The sequence below is a fragment of the Paraburkholderia sp. EG286B genome (assembly GCF_040965655.1).
Taxonomy (GTDB): domain Bacteria; phylum Pseudomonadota; class Gammaproteobacteria; order Burkholderiales; family Burkholderiaceae; genus Paraburkholderia.
The window spans coordinates 161,295-180,622 of record NZ_JBFRCF010000013.1 but is presented as its reverse complement, the minus strand read 5'-3'; the positions used below and the strand labels follow the sequence as shown (position 1 = coordinate 180,622).

The window sequence follows — 19,328 nt, the reverse complement described above, 5'->3', positions numbered from 1 at the left end:
TATCAGCCGAACGTGAAGCTGTAGACTTGCGCGCCCGGGTCGAGAAAGCGGATCTCGAAGGTGTGATCTCCAATGCGGCCGGACTGCCGCACGAGCTGATACAGGCGCGCGCTAGTGGCGACGCCGCTGCCGTCCGCTGCGACGTCGGCGCCATGCGCGGCGCCCGGCGGCGCGCCGTCGATGCTGATGCGAAAGCGCACGGGCTTGCCGTAGGCAGTGGGCGCGAGCACCAGATGCAGGTCGCGCGCATGGAAGCGATAGGCAATGCTCGCCTGCGGCGCACTCGCCACGGCGGACTCGGCGCCCACGTTCCACTGCCCGCCGAACGCCCACTGGTTCAAGTCGAGCTGCCCCGGCAACGTGTACGCGGCAGCAGTATCGGCCTGCACGCGCTCCGGGTTCGCATTGCCCTGCGCCTCGCGATACCCCACGTACGTTTCGCCGGAGCCGATGTCGCGCGGATCCGCGGGCGCCAGCGCGCCGCTCGCCTGCGGTGCTTTCGGCGTGGCCGCAGCCGTGGCGCGGCCGTTATCGGCCAGCAGTTGCTGGATCGCCTGCTCGGCCTGCGCGTAATCGCCTTCGCCGAAGTGGTGATAGCGCACGCGGCCCTGGGCATCGACGAGATAGAACGCCGGCCAGTACTGGTTGCCGAAGGCGTTCCAGATGCGGTAGTCGCTGTCCACGGCAACGGGATAGCGGATGTCCAGATTGGTCAGCGCGCGCTTGACGTTGCCCGTGTCATGCTCGAAGCCGAACTCCGGCGTGTGCACGCCGATTACGACGAGGCCGTCGTTACGGTAGCGGTCGGCCCACGTCTTCAGATACGGCAGGGTTCGCAGGCAGTTGATGCACGAATAGGTCCAGAAGTTGACCAGCACGACCTTGCCGCGCAGCGCTTCGGGCGTGAGGGGCGCGGAATTGAGCCACGCGTTCGCGCCATCGAGCGCGGGCAGACGGCCTTCCACCGGAAGATCGACGGCGGGCGCCGGGGCCGGCATCGACACGCGCACGATGTGAGCCGCTGATTCGTCCTGCACCGCTGGACGCGCCTGGGCTTGCCGCTCCTCCTGACGCGTCGGCTCCGCGCGCGGCGCTTGCCGTGCCGTAGCGGGGCTCGCAAGCAGATCGACGAGGCGCGCTTCCACGCCATTGGTCGGCGCGCCCGGCACCAGCGCCAGCAGGCGCGTATCCACACCCAGTGCGATCGCGCCGACCGTGAGCAGCACGAGCGCACCCATCGCACGCCGCACATGCTCGCCCACGCCGAGCGAGCGCTTGAGCGCGGCCATGGCGCGATGGCCGAGGCCCGCCACCACCGCGAGCGAACTGGCGGCGCCCACCGCGTAGGCCGCGAGCGCGGCCCAGGTCAGCCAGGTCACGCCGTGGCGGGCCGCGCCGGTGATGATGAGACCGAGGATCGGCCCGGCGCACGGCGCCCACAGCAGCCCCGTGGCGGCGCCGAGCAGCACGGCGGAGCCGATGCGGCGCGACGCCCCGTCGTCCTGCGAGCGCGCCATGAAGCGGTCGGCGAGCGCCGTGAGCGGGCCGGAAAGGCGCGTGGCGAGCGCGGGAAAGAGCAGCGCCGCGCCGAACAGCGCGAAGAGCCCGAGCGCGACCCAGCGGCCGTACTCGCTCAGCTGCGCCGCGCCGTTCAGGCCGGCGGCGCCGAGCCCCGTGAGCAGCGCGAAGGTGAGCGCAAGGCCGAGCAGCATGGGCAGCCGGCCAGTCAGAAAAGGTTCTTCGGAACGTGCGAACACGAACGGCACGACCGGCAGAATGCAGGGGCTCAGGACGGTGAACGCACCGCCCACGAATGCGATGACGATGAGTAACATGAGTTCGGTCTCCAGACGAATGTCGGCGGACTTGCCATGTGGCGTATTTCAGCGCGGGCATGTATCCGGGGAATGTCTGGAACGCGGGCGTCGTGCATCGTCATGTATCGCGAAAGCGGCTGGATACAAAGCGATACAAACACGCGCGCGGCGTGCCGCGGCGCGCGCGAGGCTGGGCACGCGCAGTGGACGATTTGTATCGCTACGTATCGCGCCCCGGCGGCGACACACTACGTTTCAACAGTGCCGCCAGCGGGACACGAGCCAGATACGCGGGAGCGTTCCAATACGCTCGTCGTCCACACAAGGAGAACCCTCATGATCTCTCGTCTCAAGATTGCCGCTGTCGCCATCGGCCTCGCCGCCACCGCCGGGCTCGCCGCGTACGCTTCGGGCGAAGCGCCGTCGGGCGGCTCGGCCGCGCTGCAGACTGGCGCGCAGGCGCCCAACTTCACCGGCATCAACAACTGGCTCAACAGCCCGCCGCTCGACCTGAAACAGCTGCAAGGCAAGGTCGTGCTCGTCGACTTCTGGACCTTCGACTGCATCAACTGCGCGCACACTATCCCGCACATCAAGGAGCTGGACGCGCGCTATCGCGACAAGGGTCTCGTGGTGGTCGGCGTGCATACGCCCGAGTATTCGTTCGAGCGCGACACCGGCAACCTGCAGAAGGCCATCAAGCAATACGGCATTACGTATCCGGTCGCGCAGGACAACGGTTACGCGACGTGGAATGCCTACGGCAACCAGTACTGGCCGGCGGTCTACCTCATCGACCAGAACGGCAAGCTCGTTTATACCCACTTCGGCGAGGGCGACTACGCGCAGACCGAGCAGAAAGTCCGCGATCTGCTGGGCATTCAGGGCAAGCAGGGATGATCGGCTGGCGCCGCCGCTCCGGCTTGCGGGGCGGCGGCGCTCTCAAGGCGCTACGCTACGTATTCGCCGAAACCAGCAGCAGCATCGGACGTTCGAGTTCCTCCGCCAATGCGGGCGTTTGCTGAATCTGCCCGGGCGTCGGCGCGAATTCATTCACGCGCTGAATATGGAACCCCGCGTCGATCAGCGTGTTCAGCGTGGTGCCCAGCGTGCGATGGTATTTCAGCACGCCCTTGACGAACCAGTCGGTGCGGCGCTCGCCCTCCATGGCGTAGCCGTTGACAGGCCAGGTCTTGCGGCCCCGCTGGTCGCCCGCCTCGCCACTGATCCAGTGCGGGTTCGCCGCCGCCGTGTACACCGGATGCTCGATCGTGAAGACCAGTTGGCCGGCACTTGCGAGCGCGCCGCGAAGGGTGCGCACGAGGCGGCCGAAATTGGCGACGTAATGAAAGGCCAGCGCGCTGTACACGAGGTCGAACGCCTCGCCGGGCAGGCTCAGCGTGTCGAGATCGCCGATCCGGTACTCGATGGCGGGGTCCGCCGTATCTGCCCTCGCGCGCGCAATCATGCGCTGCGAAATGTCGATGCCGAGCACCGAGGCCGCGCCCTGCTCGCGCATCCAGCGTGATGCCCAGCCGAAACCGCATCCCAGGTCGGCAACGCGTTTGCCGCGCAAATCCGGCAGCAGCGCGCGAACTGCCGGCCATTCGGGCGCGCCTTCGAGCCCCAGCAGCTGGCGCGGGAGCTGGCTGTAGCCTGCGAGGAAATCCGGATCATCGTAAATATTCTGCGCCATGTTTTCCCTTCGAGATCGCGAGCGAAGCAACCGACTATACGCGTAACATGCGCACGTACCCGCATAAAGGGAGAAGACCGATGTCGACGGACTGGAAAGGCCGCTGCCTGTGCGGCGCGGTGCAATACAACGCGCGCGGCGGAGCGCTCGCGCAGCTCGTTTGTCACTGCCGTGATTGTCAGCGCGCTTCAGGATCGGCCGGGTTGCCGGTGGTCGTCGTGAGCGCGGATGAATTCTCGTTCGAAGGCGAAATCCGGTCTTACACGATGACCGGCGGCAGCGGCATGCCGACTACGCGAATTTTTTGTGCACATTGCGGCAGCCTGCTCTTTGGCACACCGCAGCATGCGCCGGATATCGTGACGATCTACGCCGGCACGCTCGATGAACCCTCACGATTCCACGCCGAATTCGCACAGTTCACGTGTGAACGGCATCAACTGGACGCCCGCGGGCCCAGCGTTGCCCAACATACGGGACGAGCGCCCTGAAACACTCAGAGATGCCGCGTTTCCCGAGGCGGATTGCCCCAGTCATTCGCGAGACCGTTGGCATAGTACATTGGTGCGTCGAGGGCTTCGTTCAGGTCGAAGTCGTCGATGCACATGATATTCACGTTGATATAGGGGTAGCCCGTTCCATTCGGCATATCGACGCGATCGAATACATGCACGCCGCAGTGTTTGCAGAACGGATGATGCGCCACCGGGTTGCTCCCTTCGTAATGCGTGAGTTCGCTTTCGCCCGAGAGCAGAACGAAAGCTTCCGGGCGAACCTGGACGAGCCAGAGGCGCAATTTTCCGCAGAAGCTGCAGTTGCATTTTCCCGTGCCCTTGCTGAAATCGATCAGGGCTTCGAACTTCACCGACTGGCAATGGCAACTTCCACGGTACGTCCGCTGCATGGGGCTCTCCCGATCAGTGTGAAGACGACTGCCGGATTATGTCACCGATCCTGAATCAGGAGCCCCTGCACCCTGTCAAGGCGCGAAACGCGTAAATACGTAGTCGCGATCCTTCACCTTCGAAGCGTGGCACGCAAAACAGGTTTGATGCTGCGCCTCGTTGGCCGGCACGCCGTTGATGAAGCGCCCGTACCCCCAGCCGCCCGTCGACGCATAGCGGCGCGAGTCCTTCACCATGACCTGCACGGTCGTGGGCTGGCCCGGCACCGTGGCCGGCCCGAAATCGTCGGACTGCTTACGCTTGTACGCCAGCTTCACGAGGATCGTGCCGTCGGGATACGGCAGCGTCGCATTCTCGATGGCCTTGATCGCAACCGGATTGCCGAGCACCACGCGCAGTTCGTCGAGCGGCGCGGCCTCCTCGGCCGGCGCGATCATTTCCCACTTGCGGTAGCCTGGCGGAATCGTCACGCCGTAGATCGGCGAGGCGGCGTGGCCCGGCGCTTGCGTACCTTGCTGGGCCCATGCGGCAGGCCCCTGCGCGAGACCCGCGAGCAGGGCGAGCGCGATGGGCGCGCGATGCCTGAGAAAACGTGCTTGCATCGCGGCCCCCGTCACAGATGCGTGACTTGCAGGATGGCCTGCGCGAACTCCTTGGGCGCTTCCTGCGGGAGATTGTGGCCAATGCCGCCGTCGAGATTGCGGTGCAGATACTTGCCCGTGAACTTCTTCGCGTAAGCGGCCGGCGCGGGATGCGGCGCGCCGTTGGCGTCGCCTTCGAGCGTGATGGTCGGCACGGTGATGGCCGGCGCGGCGGCGAGACGCTGCTCGAGGCTGTCGTACTTCGCCTCGCCCTGCACGAGCCCGAGGCGCCAGCGGTAGTTCGAGATCACGATGGCCACGTGGTCCGGATTCTGGAAGGACGCTGCGCTGCGCTCGTAGGTCGCGTCGTCGAAGTTCCACTTCGGCGAGGCGAGTTGCCAGATCAGCTTGTTGAACGCGTCGCGATTCGCGGCATAGCCCTGCGCGCCGCGCTCGGTCGAGAAGTAGAACTGGTACCACCACTGCAGTTCGGCTTGCGGCGGCAGCGGCTTGCGGTTCGCCTCCTGGCTGCCGATCAGATAGCCGCTCACGGAGACCATTCCCTTCACGCGCTCGGGCCACAGCGCCGCGACGATGTTCGCCGTGCGCGCGCCCCAGTCGTAGCCGCCCAGAACGGCCTGATCGATCTTCAGGGCGTCCATGAAGGCGATCAGATCGACAGCGGTGACGGCCTGCTGGCCGTTGCGCGGCGTGTCGTCCGAGACAATGCGCGTGCTGCCGTAGCCGCGCAGATACGGCACGAGCACGCGATAGCCCGACGCGGCCAGCATCGGTGCGACCTCGACATAGCTATAGATGTCGTACGGCCAGCCGTGGAGCAAGATCACAACCGGACCGTTCTTCGGACCCGCTTCGGCGTAGCCTACATTGAGCAAGCCAGCGTTGACCTGCTTGATCGGGCCGAACGAGACGCCGTTGCCCGTGCGCGAGTTGCCTTCCGTGCCGCCAGCCGACTGTGCGTGCGCGAGACCGCCGAATGCGAAGTCCGCGAGCGTGAGGCCGGCAAGCGACGTGCCGAGAAGGCGACGGCGCCGGACGTTGACGGGATCTGACATGACCATTTCTCCTTGTTGTGCATGCAGGCCGCGCCCGAACGGCTTGGCCTCGTTGATGAGCCGGCGGCAGCAGATCGTTCAACCGGTCGATCGCGCTCGCGGCGGCAGGCAAATGCCCCGGTGAATTTATAACCGGGCAGGAAAAGCGCCATGTATCCCAATGTGTCTGTTGCGAGCGCGTACACAAAACGAATCAAAAAAGCGTCGGCGTGCCAGGATCGCTGCGGCGCGAGCGGGATTGAAAGAGCGGCGAGTTTGTATCGCAATGTATAAGCGCCGACGACAGACACATACCCTTGCAAAACGCGGCGTTCATGAAACACGGCAGATACGTCCGGTGGTTGTAATGCATCAACGCCGGAACTTGCTGTTGACCGGACGGATTTCCGAACCCTTCCCAGGAGAAAGTCATGAACGTCTCGAAGCTCGCCCTCGCCTTCGCCGCCAGCGCCGCGGTCCTCACCGCCGCTCCGGCCTTCGCCGCCATGCCCGCTCAGTCGGTCGCCGCGCAACCCTCAGTTCAGCAAAGCCAGGCATGGATGCCCGCCAGCAATGCGGCCAACGCAAAGATCACGCGTGCACAGGTTCGCCAGGAACTGGTTCAGGCGCAGCACGACGGCCAGCTCGCCGCGATCCAGCAACTGTACCGCGGCAGCTAATTCATTGTCCCAACGACGCTAACCCTAGGAGATAAATACCATGAGTCAGGCAGAAAAAGTGCTGTACACCGGCAAGACCCACACCACCGGCGGCCGCGATGGCGCGGCACGCAGCGACGACGGGCGTCTGGACGTGAAGCTCTCGCCGCCCGGATCGAGCGCGCCGGGCACGAACCCGGAGCAGATGTTCGCGGCGGGCTGGTCGGCGTGCTTCATCGGCGCGATGGGCCGCGCCGCCACGAAGCTCGGCACGACGCTGCCGCGCGACGTGGCAGTCGACGCCGAGATCGACCTCATCAACGCCGACGACGCCTTCAAGCTGCGCGGCCGCCTGAACGTCACCCTGCCGGGCGTCGATCGCGAGACGGCGCAGCGCATCGTCGAAACGGCACACCAGATCTGCCCGTACTCGAAGGCGACGCGCGGCAACATCGACGTCACGCTGAGCGTGGTCGAGGCGTAATCGCGTAGCAGCAGGAAGCAAAAAAGCGGGGCGGCTTGTGCGCGCCCCGCTTTGCTTTGGCGTGTCGCCGCGCACGTGGCGCTTCAGCCGTGCGGCGCTTCCACGAGATTGCTGGGCGAGCCGTTGCGCCAGGCCTCCACGTTACGCAGCGTCGTTTGCGCGATCTCGCTCATCGCCTCGCGCGTGAAGAACGCCTGGTGCGATGTGACGATCACGTTCGGAAACATCAGGAGACGCGCGAGCACGTCGTCCTGCAGTGGCGCATCCGAGTGGTCCTCGAAGAACAGGCCGCCTTCTTCCTCGTACACGTCGAGTCCGAGATGTCCCAGCTGGCCGCTCTTGAGCGCATCGACGAGTGCGGTGCTTTCCGCGAGCCCGCCGCGGCCGGTATTGATAAGCATGGCGCCGCGCTTCATCTTCGCGAGCGCGTGACGGTCGATCAGATGACGGGTTGCGGGCACGAGCGGGCAATGCAGGCTCACCACGTCGGACTGCGCAAGCAGCGTATCGAGCGGCACGTAGCGCGCGCCGAGCACCAGCAAGTCGGCGGCCGGCGGGCCCGGATCATGGGCGAGCACCTGCATGCCGAAGCCCGCCATGATGCGCGCAAAACACCGGCCGATGATGCCCGTGCCGATCACGCCGGCCGTCTTCCCATGAAGGTCGAAACCGAGCAGCCCGGCGAGCGAGAAGTCGCCTTCGCGCGTGCGCGACACGGCGCGCGGCAGCTTGCGGTTGAGCGCGAGGATCAGCCCGACGGCATGCTCGGCCACCGCATGCGGCGAATAAGCGGGCACTCTCGCGACGGTGATGCCACGACGCTGCGCCGCCCCGAGATCGACGTGATTGAAGCCCGCCGAACGCAGCGCCACGAGTCGCGTGCCGCCCTTCTGGAGGCGCTCGAGCGTAGCGGCGTCGACCGTATCGTTGACGAACGGGCACACCACGTCGTAGCCATCGGCGATCACGGCGGTATCGGCATCGAGATGCGATTCCTGGTAGTGCAGTTCGTACTGGAAAGCGGTGTTCGCCTCGGTGAACGTATCGACGTCGTACTGGCGCGCGCTGAACAGGATCATGCGCGGCCGAGCGGAAGGGGGGATCTGGGTTCCCGGCATGTTGACCTCGTGCGAGCTTCGGGGTGTGGGCGCGAAGGGCGCCGTGATGCGCATGGATGCGCCTTGAACTCGAACGTGAAAGCGTTCGCGTGTGCCGCGTAGCCACGCAAGCACATGGTAACAGCAGGTCGGCGGGGGATCGGGAACGAGTGGGCTGGGGCTGGACGCGGCAACGCCGCGAAGCCTGCCGGTGCGCGGCAAACTTCGCGGCGTGGTGCCGCGCGCATTACGAGTGCGCGTAGATCGGGCCGAGGCCGACGACGTCCTGACCGGCCTCATCGGCACCGGCCGCGTTCGATGCGGCGCGGGCGTGCGTGCGGCTGCCTGCTGCGGATGCGCCATCGGCTACGCCACCGAATGACGACGCCGCTGCACCGCTTTCGGCGCTCACGCGCGAGAGCGCGGCTTGCAGGTTCGCGGGGTATTGCGTGTTGTCGCTCGCGGGGTTGTAGCCTGCCTTCTGGAGTTGCACGAGTTCGGCCTTCACTTCGGCGCGGGTCACCGGTTGGCTCGACTGTGCGAACGAGAGCGCGGGAACGGCAACGAGGGCAGCAAGAGCGGCGGCGGCGAGCGAGTGTGCGAGCTTCATGGTGTTTCTCCTGACGTTGGTGAGTGGTTGCGCACTGTTGTGTATCAACCTTGCGTAGGAGACATTTGAACGCCGCGATGTATCTGGCTTGTTTGCGCGCGAGCCCGTTTTTGCAAGCGCGCTTGTCAGGCGGACGGCCAGACACAGTGCGATACAAGAAGGCGCCCGGCCGGGTGGGCGGGGCCCGCTAGTACACCAAAAAGGGGCGAATCGAAAGTGTTGCTGCACTGCACACTTAGCCCCCCGCGCCTTGCATTCCGCCCTGAAAACCCTATAATAAGGGTTATCCCTTAGGCACTAACCCTAGCAAAGAGGAAACCATGGGTGCAATCGTCGAAAAACTGACTCAAGTTCTGGCTGCACTGCGTCGTCTTGGCGCCGAAGCGCTGAACCGTCACCTCGAATACTGCGAACTGCTCGCAGAAGCTCAGCGCCGCTGGTACTAAACCGCGCCTGACTGCAGCAAGCGTCCCTGCCCGTACAAACGAGGGACGAAAAGTAATACGCGGCCGCATCGAGCGGTCGGGTTTCATGCGGCGCCCAGCCGTGCCTCGATTCGGGAGGCATCCGTGCGCGCCGCATCGGGCCGTGATCCCGGCGCAGCCAGAAGTTCGCGTGCGCGGTCATAGGCTTGCGCAAAGCCACGCAGTTCCCGCGTGACCGGCCGGTCGTCCAGACCCCGCCGGGGGTGAGCGCGTGGCTTTCACCATGGCCACCGCACCGAATCCTGGTAGCGCGTGAGCATCAAATGCGCGACCGCGTTCGAGCGGTACGCGGCTACGCCCTGTTCGTCTTCGGAGTTCGCTGCGTCGATGCAGCAAAGCTCGGTCCGTGCGTGCTTCCACATCCCTCTTGCCATTTAGTTGCAATAGCAACGACCTCCCCGGCCACCGGATGTTAGCCACAGCGCCCTGCGCGCCAAATCCCGATTCCTCCATTGCCTTCGGCGCCGCGGATTAAGTGTGCGGCGCAACGTTCGGCGCGTTTTCGCGCCATTCGGGCCGGTTCGCGCTTTGGGCGGAAAGCGCCTAATCTTGAGGTATCGGCTCTTGCCCCATCTGTGAGCCGGAACGTGCGCCACCTTCCGGACTTCCGATGCGCGATCATCGCCCCTCGCATGCCGCGGTGCACGACGCGCCGCACGCTCACCCGCACCACCCGCTCACGGCGCGGCTCGCTCGCGCCGTTGTGTTCGTCGCCTTGCTGGTCGCGTGGGCCGCCCTGGCGGCCGCGCTGGCCGTGCCGGCTGCGTTCGCGGCACCGAGCCCGCCCGTCGTCGTCATGACGGTGAACGGTGCGATCGGGCCCGCCAGCGCCGATTTCATCGTCCGCTCGCTGGAGCGCGCCGCGCGCGAGCGCGCGCCGCTTGCGATCCTCGAACTGGATACGCCCGGCGGGCTCGACACGTCGATGCGCCAGATCATCAAGGCGATTCTCGCCTCGCCGGTGCCGGTTGCGACGTTCGTCGCGCCCGGCGGCGCGCGCGCCGCGAGCGCGGGCACCTATATCGTCTACGCCAGCCACTTCGCGGCCATGGCGCCGGGGACGAACCTCGGCGCGGCATCGCCGGTGCAGCTCGGCGTGGGCGGCGGCGGTGGCGGTGGCCTGCCAGGTGGCCCGCCAGGCGCCCCCGAGACAGCTTCCGGCGCCTCGGCCCCGCACGCCGACGACAACGAATCGACGGAAGCCCGCAAGGTCATGCACGACTCCGCCGCCTACATCCGCGGCCTCGCGCAGCTGCGCGGGCGCAACGCGGCGTGGGGCGAGCGTGCGGTGCGCGAGGCCGTGAGCCTCTCGGACGAAGAAGCGCGCGACCAGCACGTGATCGATCTGATCGCGCAGGACCCCGCCGATCTCGCGCGCCAGCTCGACGGCCGCACCGTCACGACCACGGCGGGCACGCTGCGCGTCGCCAGCGCGCACGCACCGCTCGAAGTCGTCGCGCCCGACTGGCGCAACCGCTTCCTCTCGATCGTCGCCGACCCGAACGTCGCGCTGATTCTGCTGACCATCGGCATTTACGGGCTCTTCTTCGAGTTCGCCAACCCGGGCTTCGTGCTGCCCGGCGTGGCGGGCGCGACCTGCCTGCTGGTGGGCCTTTTCGCCATGCAGCTGCTGCCCGTGAACTACGCGGGCCTCGGGCTCGTGCTGCTCGGGCTCGCATGCCTCATCGCGGAGGCATTTCTGCCGACCTTTGGCGTGCTGGGCTTCGGCGGCATTGTGGCGTTCGCCATTGGCGCGCTCATGCTGATGGACACCAGCGCGCCTGGCTACGGCATCCCCATTCCGCTCATCGCGGGCCTCGCGCTCGGCGGCGCGGCGTTCGTCGCCGCCGTCTCCAGCGTGGCGCTGCGCGCGCGACGCCGGCCCGTGGTGACCGGCGCGGAGGCGATGGTAGGCGCCACGGGCGAAGTGATCGACGAGGGCCTGCACCCCGACCCGCGGCCAGGCCACGCAGCCTTAGCCACGGGCTGGGCGCGCGTGCACGGCGAGCGCTGGCGCGTGGCGTGCGCCACGCCGCTCGCCGCCGGCAGCCGCGTGCGCGTGAGCTCGCGCAGCGGTCTCACGCTCACCGTCACCCCGCTGCACGGCGCGGTACACGAGAAGGCAACCGACAAGGGAGAACATTCATGATCGGCTTCACGTTCGGCTTCACAGGTCTTCTGATCGCGCTGCTGGTGCTGATCGCGTTATCGTCCATCCGCATCTTCAAGGAGTACGAACGCGGCGTCGTGTTCATGCTCGGGCGCTTCTGGAAGGTCAAGGGGCCGGGCCTCGTGCTCATCATTCCCGTGGTGCAGGTGGCCGTGCGCATCGACCTGCGCACCGTGGTGTTCGACGTGCCTTCGCAGGACGTCATCACGCGCGACAACGTTTCGGTGAAGGTCAACGCCGTGGTCTATTTTCGCGTGGTGGACCCGGAAAAGGCCGTGATTCAGGTGGCGCGCTACATCGACGCGACGAGCCAGCTCGCGCAAACCACGCTGCGCGCCGTGCTCGGCAAACACGAACTCGACGCCCTGCTCGCCGAGCGCGAGCAACTGAACGCCGACATCCAGAAAGTGCTCGATGCGCAAACAGACGCGTGGGGCATCAAGGTGTCGAACGTCGAGATCAAGCACGTGGACCTCAACGAAACGATGATCCGCGCAATTGCCCGCCAGGCCGAAGCCGAACGCGAGCGCCGCGCAAAGGTGATTCACGCGGAAGGCGAACTGCAGGCGTCCGAAAAATTGCTGCAAGCCGCGCAATGCCTCGCGAAGCAGCCGCAGGCGATGCAACTGCGCTATCTGCAGACGCTCACCACCATCGCCGCCGACAAGAACTCCACCATCGTCTTCCCGCTGCCGATCGAACTGCTCAACGCGCTGATCGAGCGCTTGGGCAAGTGATCCGGCCCCTCGGTTTCGACCCGCTTGCGCCTTCGGCAGTTCACCTGAATATTGCAGCGCAGCGAAAATAGCAGGCCACTGCACTGCGCGCGCTCGTGCACGCTTCTTTTGAGCTTGGGATTGGCAGAGCGCGGAAATATCGCCAATAATTGCCGAACATCCACTAACGGACGACGGCGGCCATGGATTACAGTCCCGAAGCCATCCGCACGATCGCTCTGGTCGGCCATGCCGGCTGCGGCAAGACCTCGCTTGCCGAAGCGCTCCTGCACCAGGGCGGCGCGCTGCACGCGCCAGGCAGCGTGAACCGCGGCACCGCCCTCTGCGATTTCGATCCCCTCGAACGCAAGTACCACCACTCCCTCAACTCCGCCATCGCCCACTTCGACCACCAGGACACGCGCATCTACCTGCTCGACACGCCCGGCTACCCGGACTTCGCCGGCATGTCGATGAGCGCGCTGCCCGCGGTGGAAACGGCGGCCATCGTCATCAATGCACGCACCGGCATCGAAATGACGACGACCCGCATGATGGCGTACGCGCAGCAGCGCAAGCTGTGCCGGATGATCATCGTGAACGGCATCGACGCCGAAAAGGTCGATTTGCCGGGGCTGCTCGAGCAGATCCAGGAGACCTTCGGCAAGACCTGCCTGCCGATCAATCTGCCTGCGCAGGGCGGCAGCGAAGTGGTGGACTGCTTTTTCAATCCGGCCGGCGAGGCCGATTTCCATTCGGTGGAAGCAGCGCACAATGCGCTCGTCGACCAGGTGATCGAACTCGATCCCGAGTTGATGGAGTTGTACCTCGAACAAGGCGAAGCCATCAGCCCCGAGCAACTGCACGAGCCGTTCGAACGCGCGCTGCGCGAAGGCCATCTCGTGCCGGTCTGCTTCACCTCCACGGCGACCGGTGCGGGCATCGCGCAACTGCTCGACGTGTTCGTGCGGCTCTTGCCCAATGTCACCGAAGGCAATCCGCCGCTGTTCTACCGCGAAGTGGAGGGCAAGGAAGGCAAGGAGCCCGTGCGCGCGGAGCCGGATGCCGACAAGCACGTGCTCGCGCATGTGTTCAAGATCGTGATGGACCCGTATATCGGCAAGGTGGCCGTGTTTCGCATTCATCAGGGCACGGTGACGCGTGACAGCCAGCTCTATATCGGCAACGCGCGACAGCCGTTCAAGGTGGCGCATCTGCTGATGCTGCAGGGCAAGGAGCATACCGAGGTGCAGCGCGCGGGCCCCGGCAATATCTGCGCGGTGGCGAAGGCCGACGACATCGGCTTCGACGCCGTGCTGCACGACGCGCCCGAGGACGGCAACATCCACCTCACGCCGCCTGCGTTTCCCAATCCGATTTACGGTCTCGCTATCGAGCCGGCGCGGCCCGGCAATGAGCAGCGCGTGTGGGAAGTGCTGCAAAAGCTCGCGGCGGAAGATCCCTGCCTGCAGATCGATCACCCCGAAGGGACCAATGAAACCGTGGTGCGCGGGCTGGGCGAACTGCACTTGCGCTACATGCTGGAGCGGCTCACCGATCAGTACAAACTCGAAGTCGTGACGCGTCCGCCGACGATTGCGTGGCGCGAGACGATTGGCGGCAAAGCCGAGGGCCATTGCCGCCACAAGAAGCAGACGGGCGGCGCGGGCCAGTTCGGCGAAGTCATGCTGCGCGTGGAGCCCCTGCCTCGCGGCGCGGGCTTCGAGTTCGTGGATGCCGTGAAAGGCGGCGCGATTCCTTCGCAGTTCATGCCTGCGGTGGAGAAAGGCATCTTGCAGGTGATCGACAGCGGACCGCTCGCAGGCTTTCCCATGCAGGACGTGCGCGTGATCGTGTACGACGGCAAGCACCATCCGGTGGATTCGAAGGAAGTGGCGTTCGTTACCGCGGGGCGCAAGGCGTTTATCGATGCGGTGCTCAAAGCGCAGCCCATCGTGCTCGAACCGATTGTCGATATCGAGGTGATGACGCCCGAGGCCGCGATGGGCGACATCATCGGCGATCTTTCCGCGCGGCGTGGGCAGGTGCATGGCACGCGCACGGTGGGCGGGCAGGCCATGGTCATTGCGGGGAAGGTGCCGCTTGCCGAGCTCAACGATTATCAGTCGCGGCTGAATTCGCTCGCGGGCGGCAATGGGAATTACAGCATTCAGCTGAGCCACTACGATCCCGTGCCGCCGACGCATCAGGAAAGGCTGGCGGCGCAGCATAAGGGGCGGGGGGAAAGTGTGGAGTGAGGGGGTTGGCTGGCCACTGCCTGACACCGCACCGATTTGCCGCAACAGAACTGCCCCGCTGGAACCACGTTCGGCGTATAAGTTACATCACTCGCCCCCCCAAAGCTGGCGAACGACACATGCTGTCGCCAGTCATGCAATGGCATCCGCGTTTTCGTCTGGCTCGGTCGCATCCGCTACGCTCCAGTCATTCGCAGGTTGATAACCCTGATTCCCGAAGTAAATCATTCTCCAGTTTTGTAACTTCGAGGCGTCCATGCCGAAGCCAGCCACGGAGTCATGTACAAGGTAGTCGAAGAAATCTAGCAACGCCTGGTGCGTCTCACCGGAGCCGGTGATCAAGGTCATGTCCTCGTACGCGCGCGCCAGCATCGCCTCTCGCAAGCTGAGCGACTTGCCATCGATTTTGCGCGTTTCCGCGTCTGCGGCCGCCACGTTCACGGCATTCCCCCCGGCGGTGATTCTGGCCAGTTCCATTTCCAGGGCATCTGCGAGTTTCTGGTTTCCCGTTTGCATAAGAACCCGCTTTGCTGCGGGCACGCGAGCGCGCGCATCCTCATCGGCCTTCTGTTTGGACAGGTAGCTACGCGCTAGATACAGCGGATAGAGGTGGCCCGCGACAGCATTTTCAACCGGGCCGGATGCGTGGGCAAGCTTTTGATAAGCGTCGAAAAGCGACGCGGTTTTCGGGGAAAGATTGAATGTCTCCTGAACCTTTCCAGCCATGGTGTTCAATGCCTGAAGCGGTACACCAGCGGCGATTGCGGCTCGATACATGTGCAGCAGCGGAACCTGGCTCAGTTTTTCGTCGTCTTTCAGGGTACGGGTTTGCTCACCCGGCGCGTATCCGCCACCAACATCGGAGTGCACACCGGGATAGACGATTTCGACACAGTTGGGTGGATAACTCTTGCCGTCACGCACCGAATCGAGTGGGAATGAATCCCGAACCTCATGTGCCGCAATGTAGTGGACGCATTGCTCAACCATCGGTGGAATCTTCAGGTCCTTCGCCCAGGTGTAGTGCCCATCCTTTGGGACATACACCAGAGCGGAACTCAGGACTGCGGAAACCGTAGTAGTCGCAATCTGGATCATCGGACTGCGATCCAGAAGCTGGAAGCTCGCCGGTAGTCCGGCCGACGCGACTGTGTCGAACATGCCCATGAAATACAGGCGAATTGGGTACCCTTGATATTGCCAGTCGTCTCCCACTTTCCGACACTCCTTGGCAAGCCTCACAGCGAAGGCACGCGCGAGCGCCGAGCCTCTGGAAAAACCAAACAGGGCGACATTGATTATTCGAATTGGCTGCCTTGGATTCCTTGCCCGAGCCTTCGCCTTTTGAATGCGATCGTCAAACTGCTTACGTGCCCATTGCAAGCGCTTTTCGCCACCCACTCCGAATGCCGAACCGATGGGGCTGTACGCATGCTCGCCGATCTCTGGAAATGGTGTACCAAGGCCGTTGATATAAATCGGATATCGACCGCTAGCCCCCGTATCTGCTTCGTGCGCGAAAAAAAGACGTGCAACGTTACTATGCTTCGACTTGGAGGTGTCTACGAACCGATTATTTCCAGTACCGTCGAAAAAGATAGAAATCCAAATCGACTGCGAACAATCTGCCATTCCTGGTTTCTTTGCGGGGTCCATACAGGCCATCGCAGCAGCGCGCGCCTCTCGCTCAGGCAAAGTCAGGGAGCGCAGACCTGCGATGTGCGGAACTTGGGTATCGTCAAGCATGACTATCCTCTATCGGACGAAAGGCAAGCGGCGTTCAAGCTTCAGTCGCGGCGGTGACGGGCCATCTCGGCCTGATAGGGCGGCCTCAATATGGCCATCCGGATAAAAGTGAATCTCGAGGTAGCTTGGGTCGGACGGTATGTGGCCTGTTACCTCAACCCTCTTTTCTTTGTATGGTCCTGCTGGCTCAATTACTTTCCGTGGCGGATACGCTTCGAGTGCATCCATTTGAAACTCAACGTCGACCGAAAATGGTGTTTTCGTGTCGCTATTCATAAGGACGCAACAAGATTCCTTTCCTCCGCCAGCGTAAGGTGTACTAAGTTCTACGTTGCTACCTCCCTGACCATTGACTGCGAAATCAGCTATAGCGCGGTCGGTGTAGTTATAGCCGATAACGGCAAGCATATAAGGCTCTTTCTTGCAACCCTGAGTTAACAGAACCGGCAGCACGCAAAAAATAAGAAGCAGAACGGAGTTCTTCGTTTTCACTTGATGTCTTTGTGTTTCAGCGAACGAAAGGTAAGCGGCGCTCAAGCTTCAACCGCGGCGGTGAAGGGCCGTCCCGGCCTGATAGGGCCGCCTCGATATGACCGTCAGGATAAAAAATGAATCTCAAGGTAGTTTGGATCTTGTGGAATGGGACCGGTCACCTGAATCCTCGATTTTCTGTATAAGCCATCTGGCTCAATTACCATGCGTGGTGGAAAGGCTTCAAGTGCATCCATCTGATATTCCACATCAACCGAGAACGGCGTCTTCGTGTCACGGCTCATAACTACGCAACACATGGTGCTTCCTCCACCGGAGGTTGGAGTACTTAGCGCGAGATTTGCACCCCATTGACCATTCACCGAAAAGTCAGCAATTTGCCGGTCTGTATAGTTGTATCCAACCAACCCCAGCATGTAGGGCTCTTTCTTGCAACCTTGGAGCATAAATAAGAGGCAGAGTAAGATGCCGGTCACTCCTTTCTTTGAGAAAGTCCGCATTCTCTTGCCTTTTTAAACAAATTGATTTCGCAGCTGTTTTTTGGGAAACGTGACCAAGATCTGGATCGTGATCTGGGCTTCAGAAGACAGCGAAGGTGTTCACTCTCGAATCATTCCGGTTATATCGTGCGGACGACACGGCCTCAATGAGGTATAGACCGAAAACTGGAGATCTTTTGACGCATCTCAGTGCTAGCGTGTCAAAGACTGACAAATGGAGGCGTTGATTAGCCTGCGAAACATGGCGCCGGCTTAGCGGATGAAATCCGGCGAGCGGTGTCGGCAAACCGCGGTAAGGCCTTCCAGTGTGCAACAACAGGGTGGAATCCCCATACCCGTTTTATCTTGAATTGCTGTCAGAAAAATCCCTTGATTAGGAAATAAACATTTCCTATAATCACCCCCATGGCATTCGAGCACCCATCCCAACCTCTGGCCCGCAGCCCCGGCCGCCCACGCGAATTCGACATGGCAACCGTCGTGGACGGCGCCGTGCGCGTCTTCCGCGAGCGCGGCTACCACGCCACCTCCGTGGGCGATCTCAGCGAAGCAACGGGCCTGACCGCAGGGAGCCTCTACAAGGCCTTCGGCGACAAGCGCGGCGTCTTTCTCGCCGCGTTCGACCATTACGTCACCACACGCAACGCCGAATTGCGCCACCGCATCGACAAGCAGTCCAAAGCAAGCGAGAAGATCCGCGTCATCTTCATCTTCTACGCCGAGTCGTCCCACGGCAGCGAGGGCCGGCGCGGCTGCCTCGTGGTTTCCAGCGCAACGGCGCTCGCCACGTTCGACGACGAAGTCGCCACGCGCATCGAAGCCGCCATGCGGCGCACCGAAGAGATGCTGCGCGAACTCCTCCAGCAAGGCCAGCAAGACGGTTCGGTTGCAGCGGAAATCCATGTCCCGGCCATGGCGCGCACGTTACTCGCCCTGCTCCACGGTTTTCGTCTGATCGGCAAATCCGGTCGCACGCAGCGCGACATGCTGGCCGCCGCCGACGAAGCCATGCGTCTACTGCGTTGAAATTTTTTTGGCTAATTTGGAAATTATTATTTCCAATCGATGCCTGCGTTCCTCAAACCCACTGGAGTGTCACGCCATGAGTACGCCCTCACGCATCATCGACCACGGTCCAGCGTCGCTGGCCGACTCCATCCTGCCAGGCTTCACGCATCGCTTCGAAACCATCGAAGGCACACGGCTCCACTACGTGATCGGCGGAAATCAGGATGGCGAAACAATTGTGCTGCTGGCCGGCTATCCGGAAAGCTGGTTCGCGTGGCGCAAGGTCATGCCGCTGCTCGCCGAGCGTTACCGCGTGATCGCACCGGACCTGCCCGGCCAGGGCGACTCCGACCGCCCACAGGGCGGCTACGACACGCAATCCGTCGCAACCGCCCTGCACGCGCTGCTCGGTAAGCTCGGAGCACGCCGCTACCACCTCGCCGCTCATGATGTCGGCGCCTGGGTCGCTTACCCCTATGCGGCACTATTCGGCGATGAAGTGTCGAGCCTCGCGTTGCTCGACGCCGGCATTCCCGGCATCACGCTGCCGGAAGCGCTGCCCGTCGCGCCCGAGCGCGCGTGGCGCACCTGGCACTTCGCCTTCCATGCGGTGCCCGATCTGCCGGAGCTGCTGATAGCAGGCAAGGAGCGCGTGTATCTGGAGTGGTTTCTGCGCCGCAAAACGGCGAATCCGCAAACCTTCACAGATGCCGATATCGACGAATATCTGCGCGTGTTCACGAAGGAAGGCGGCTTGCGTGCGGGGCTGGCCTACTACCGCGCGGCCGACGTTTCGGCGCGTCAGAATCGCGAGTTGGGCTCACGCGGCAAATTGCGAATGCCCGTTCTCGCGCTGAGCGCCGATCAGGGCTCGATTGCCGACATGGCCGGTCCGCTGCACCTTTACGCCGATGAGGTGCAAGGCGCGACGCTGGCCCACTGCGGTCATTTTCTGCCGGAGGAGCAACCCGCGGCCGTGGCCGAAGCACTGCTGCGTTTCTTCGGCCAGACCTGACCAGGGCCGGCGTTCCTCCGGCGTTCCTCGGGCG

At 63.7% G+C, this 19,328-nt stretch carries 21 protein-coding genes and 1 pseudogene; 10 read left to right on the top strand and 12 right to left on the bottom strand.

Annotated elements, in window-relative coordinates:
- Positions 1-2 precede the first annotated feature (2 nt).
- Positions 3-1,835, bottom strand: coding sequence for a cytochrome c biogenesis protein DipZ (locus tag AB4Y42_RS27065; RefSeq protein ID WP_368695872.1), 1,833 nt, complete (start codon positions 1,833-1,835; stop codon positions 3-5).
- Between the two features lie 318 nt (positions 1,836-2,153).
- On the opposite strand from AB4Y42_RS27065, the gene AB4Y42_RS27060 reads away from it, so the two are divergent.
- A complete protein-coding gene (locus AB4Y42_RS27060) occupies positions 2,154-2,717 on the top strand; it encodes a thioredoxin family protein (RefSeq protein ID WP_368687194.1) in 564 nt (187 codons plus the stop codon).
- A gap of 55 nt (positions 2,718-2,772) precedes the next feature.
- Here the strand turns inward: AB4Y42_RS27060 and AB4Y42_RS27055 are convergent, their stop codons facing one another.
- Entirely contained in the window at positions 2,773-3,513 is a 741-nt protein-coding gene (locus AB4Y42_RS27055; protein ID WP_368695871.1) for a class I SAM-dependent methyltransferase, read from the bottom strand.
- A 47-nt stretch (positions 3,514-3,560) separates the two neighbouring features.
- Between AB4Y42_RS27055 and AB4Y42_RS27050 the strand changes: the two genes are divergently transcribed.
- A complete protein-coding gene (locus AB4Y42_RS27050; RefSeq protein ID WP_368695870.1) occupies positions 3,561-4,004 on the top strand; it encodes a GFA family protein in 444 nt (147 codons plus the stop codon).
- Between the two features lie 5 nt (positions 4,005-4,009).
- On the opposite strand, the gene AB4Y42_RS27045 is transcribed toward AB4Y42_RS27050, so the two are convergent.
- The 3 genes from AB4Y42_RS27045 to AB4Y42_RS27035 all read right to left on the bottom strand — a co-directional run bounded on the left by AB4Y42_RS27045 (position 4,010) and on the right by AB4Y42_RS27035 (position 6,075).
- Entirely contained in the window at positions 4,010-4,417 is a 408-nt protein-coding gene (locus AB4Y42_RS27045; RefSeq protein WP_368687197.1) for a GFA family protein, read from the bottom strand.
- A gap of 75 nt (positions 4,418-4,492) precedes the next feature.
- Positions 4,493-5,020: a cytochrome P460 family protein gene (locus AB4Y42_RS27040; RefSeq protein ID WP_368695869.1), complete on the bottom strand. Its 528-nt coding sequence runs from the start codon at positions 5,018-5,020 to the stop codon at positions 4,493-4,495.
- Between the two features lie 11 nt (positions 5,021-5,031).
- Complete coding sequence (locus tag AB4Y42_RS27035) at positions 5,032-6,075, bottom strand: alpha/beta fold hydrolase (protein WP_368687199.1); 1,044 nt, start codon at positions 6,073-6,075, stop codon at positions 5,032-5,034.
- A gap of 410 nt (positions 6,076-6,485) precedes the next feature.
- Between AB4Y42_RS27035 and AB4Y42_RS27030 the strand changes: the two genes are divergently transcribed.
- Positions 6,486-6,734, top strand: coding sequence for a DUF4148 domain-containing protein (locus AB4Y42_RS27030; protein ID WP_368604723.1), 249 nt, complete (start codon positions 6,486-6,488; stop codon positions 6,732-6,734).
- Positions 6,735-6,774: 40 nt separating this feature from the next.
- Positions 6,775-7,197, top strand: coding sequence for an organic hydroperoxide resistance protein (locus AB4Y42_RS27025; protein ID WP_368687201.1), 423 nt, complete (start codon positions 6,775-6,777; stop codon positions 7,195-7,197).
- Positions 7,198-7,280: 83 nt separating this feature from the next.
- On the opposite strand, the gene AB4Y42_RS27020 is transcribed toward AB4Y42_RS27025, so the two are convergent.
- Both AB4Y42_RS27020 and AB4Y42_RS27015 read right to left on the bottom strand, forming a co-directional pair.
- On the bottom strand, positions 7,281-8,315 hold the full coding sequence (locus AB4Y42_RS27020) for a 2-hydroxyacid dehydrogenase (RefSeq protein WP_368695868.1): 1,035 nt from the start codon (positions 8,313-8,315) through the stop codon (positions 7,281-7,283).
- Between the two features lie 226 nt (positions 8,316-8,541).
- On the bottom strand, positions 8,542-8,904 hold the full coding sequence (locus AB4Y42_RS27015) for a DUF4148 domain-containing protein (RefSeq protein ID WP_368687203.1): 363 nt from the start codon (positions 8,902-8,904) through the stop codon (positions 8,542-8,544).
- Positions 8,905-9,224: 320 nt separating this feature from the next.
- Between AB4Y42_RS27015 and AB4Y42_RS27010 the strand changes: the two genes are divergently transcribed.
- Positions 9,225-9,350 (top strand): hypothetical protein, encoded by a 126-nt coding sequence (locus tag AB4Y42_RS27010; RefSeq protein ID WP_256094506.1) that lies wholly within the window; start codon positions 9,225-9,227, stop codon positions 9,348-9,350.
- Positions 9,351-9,433: 83 nt separating this feature from the next.
- On the opposite strand, the pseudogene AB4Y42_RS27005 reads toward AB4Y42_RS27010, so the two are convergent.
- Together AB4Y42_RS27005 and AB4Y42_RS27000 are read right to left on the bottom strand one after the other, a co-directional pair.
- A pseudogene (locus tag AB4Y42_RS27005) lies at positions 9,434-9,589 on the bottom strand (flagellin N-methylase); the annotation flags it as partial.
- An 18-nt stretch (positions 9,590-9,607) separates the two neighbouring features.
- Positions 9,608-9,751: a hypothetical protein gene (locus AB4Y42_RS27000; RefSeq protein ID WP_368687204.1), complete on the bottom strand. Its 144-nt coding sequence runs from the start codon at positions 9,749-9,751 to the stop codon at positions 9,608-9,610.
- Positions 9,752-9,999: 248 nt separating this feature from the next.
- Between AB4Y42_RS27000 and AB4Y42_RS26995 the strand changes: the two genes are divergently transcribed.
- The 3 genes from AB4Y42_RS26995 to fusA all read left to right on the top strand — a co-directional run bounded on the left by AB4Y42_RS26995 (position 10,000) and on the right by fusA (position 14,533).
- Positions 10,000-11,538 (top strand): nodulation protein NfeD, encoded by a 1,539-nt coding sequence (locus tag AB4Y42_RS26995; RefSeq protein ID WP_368695867.1) that lies wholly within the window; start codon positions 10,000-10,002, stop codon positions 11,536-11,538.
- Positions 11,535-12,296 carry a slipin family protein gene (locus AB4Y42_RS26990; protein ID WP_069262378.1) on the top strand — a complete coding sequence of 254 codons (762 nt, stop codon included), beginning with the start codon at positions 11,535-11,537 and terminating at the stop codon, positions 12,294-12,296. Before AB4Y42_RS26995 ends, AB4Y42_RS26990 begins: the two co-directional genes overlap by 4 nt.
- Before the next feature lie 182 nt (positions 12,297-12,478).
- Complete coding sequence (fusA, locus tag AB4Y42_RS26985; protein WP_368695866.1) at positions 12,479-14,533, top strand: elongation factor G; 2,055 nt, start codon at positions 12,479-12,481, stop codon at positions 14,531-14,533.
- Between the two features lie 132 nt (positions 14,534-14,665).
- Here the strand turns inward: fusA and AB4Y42_RS26980 are convergent, their stop codons facing one another.
- From AB4Y42_RS26980 to AB4Y42_RS26970, 3 genes are all read right to left on the bottom strand, one after another.
- Positions 14,666-16,279 (bottom strand): DUF2235 domain-containing protein, encoded by a 1,614-nt coding sequence (locus AB4Y42_RS26980; RefSeq protein WP_368687207.1) that lies wholly within the window; start codon positions 16,277-16,279, stop codon positions 14,666-14,668.
- Between the two features lie 9 nt (positions 16,280-16,288).
- Positions 16,289-16,771, bottom strand: coding sequence for a DUF3304 domain-containing protein (locus AB4Y42_RS26975; RefSeq protein ID WP_368687208.1), 483 nt, complete (start codon positions 16,769-16,771; stop codon positions 16,289-16,291).
- 104 nt (positions 16,772-16,875) lie between these two features.
- Positions 16,876-17,187: a DUF3304 domain-containing protein gene (locus AB4Y42_RS26970; RefSeq protein WP_368687209.1), complete on the bottom strand. Its 312-nt coding sequence runs from the start codon at positions 17,185-17,187 to the stop codon at positions 16,876-16,878.
- Between the two features lie 552 nt (positions 17,188-17,739).
- Between AB4Y42_RS26970 and AB4Y42_RS26965 the strand changes: the two genes are divergently transcribed.
- Both AB4Y42_RS26965 and AB4Y42_RS26960 read left to right on the top strand, forming a co-directional pair.
- A complete protein-coding gene (locus tag AB4Y42_RS26965) occupies positions 17,740-18,297 on the top strand; it encodes a TetR/AcrR family transcriptional regulator (protein WP_368695865.1) in 558 nt (185 codons plus the stop codon).
- A 76-nt stretch (positions 18,298-18,373) separates the two neighbouring features.
- Complete coding sequence (locus tag AB4Y42_RS26960; RefSeq protein ID WP_368695864.1) at positions 18,374-19,294, top strand: alpha/beta fold hydrolase; 921 nt, start codon at positions 18,374-18,376, stop codon at positions 19,292-19,294.
- The last annotated feature ends 34 nt before the right edge of the window (positions 19,295-19,328 follow it).

Coding starts and splice junctions, on each gene's coding strand:
- AB4Y42_RS26960 (WP_368695864.1), top strand. CDS start 18,374: ATGAGTACGCCCTCACGCATCATCGACCACGGTCCAGCGTCGCTGGCC.
- AB4Y42_RS27060 (WP_368687194.1), top strand. CDS start 2,154: ATGATCTCTCGTCTCAAGATTGCCGCTGTCGCCATCGGCCTCGCCGCC.
- fusA (WP_368695866.1), top strand. CDS start 12,479: ATGGATTACAGTCCCGAAGCCATCCGCACGATCGCTCTGGTCGGCCAT.
- AB4Y42_RS27065 (WP_368695872.1), bottom strand. CDS start 1,835: ATGTTACTCATCGTCATCGCATTCGTGGGCGGTGCGTTCACCGTCCTG.
- AB4Y42_RS27025 (WP_368687201.1), top strand. CDS start 6,775: ATGAGTCAGGCAGAAAAAGTGCTGTACACCGGCAAGACCCACACCACC.
- AB4Y42_RS26995 (WP_368695867.1), top strand. CDS start 10,000: ATGCGCGATCATCGCCCCTCGCATGCCGCGGTGCACGACGCGCCGCAC.
- AB4Y42_RS27015 (WP_368687203.1), bottom strand. CDS start 8,904: ATGAAGCTCGCACACTCGCTCGCCGCCGCCGCTCTTGCTGCCCTCGTT.
- AB4Y42_RS27050 (WP_368695870.1), top strand. CDS start 3,561: ATGCGCACGTACCCGCATAAAGGGAGAAGACCGATGTCGACGGACTGG.
- AB4Y42_RS27055 (WP_368695871.1), bottom strand. CDS start 3,513: ATGGCGCAGAATATTTACGATGATCCGGATTTCCTCGCAGGCTACAGC.
- AB4Y42_RS26980 (WP_368687207.1), bottom strand. CDS start 16,279: ATGCTTGACGATACCCAAGTTCCGCACATCGCAGGTCTGCGCTCCCTG.
- AB4Y42_RS27010 (WP_256094506.1), top strand. CDS start 9,225: ATGGGTGCAATCGTCGAAAAACTGACTCAAGTTCTGGCTGCACTGCGT.
- AB4Y42_RS27040 (WP_368695869.1), bottom strand. CDS start 5,020: ATGCAAGCACGTTTTCTCAGGCATCGCGCGCCCATCGCGCTCGCCCTG.
- AB4Y42_RS27035 (WP_368687199.1), bottom strand. CDS start 6,075: ATGTCAGATCCCGTCAACGTCCGGCGCCGTCGCCTTCTCGGCACGTCG.
- AB4Y42_RS26965 (WP_368695865.1), top strand. CDS start 17,740: ATGGCAACCGTCGTGGACGGCGCCGTGCGCGTCTTCCGCGAGCGCGGC.
- AB4Y42_RS26990 (WP_069262378.1), top strand. CDS start 11,535: ATGATCGGCTTCACGTTCGGCTTCACAGGTCTTCTGATCGCGCTGCTG.
- AB4Y42_RS27000 (WP_368687204.1), bottom strand. CDS start 9,751: ATGTGGAAGCACGCACGGACCGAGCTTTGCTGCATCGACGCAGCGAAC.
- AB4Y42_RS27045 (WP_368687197.1), bottom strand. CDS start 4,417: ATGCAGCGGACGTACCGTGGAAGTTGCCATTGCCAGTCGGTGAAGTTC.
- AB4Y42_RS27020 (WP_368695868.1), bottom strand. CDS start 8,315: ATGCCGGGAACCCAGATCCCCCCTTCCGCTCGGCCGCGCATGATCCTG.
- AB4Y42_RS27030 (WP_368604723.1), top strand. CDS start 6,486: ATGAACGTCTCGAAGCTCGCCCTCGCCTTCGCCGCCAGCGCCGCGGTC.
- AB4Y42_RS26970 (WP_368687209.1), bottom strand. CDS start 17,187: ATGCTGGGGTTGGTTGGATACAACTATACAGACCGGCAAATTGCTGAC.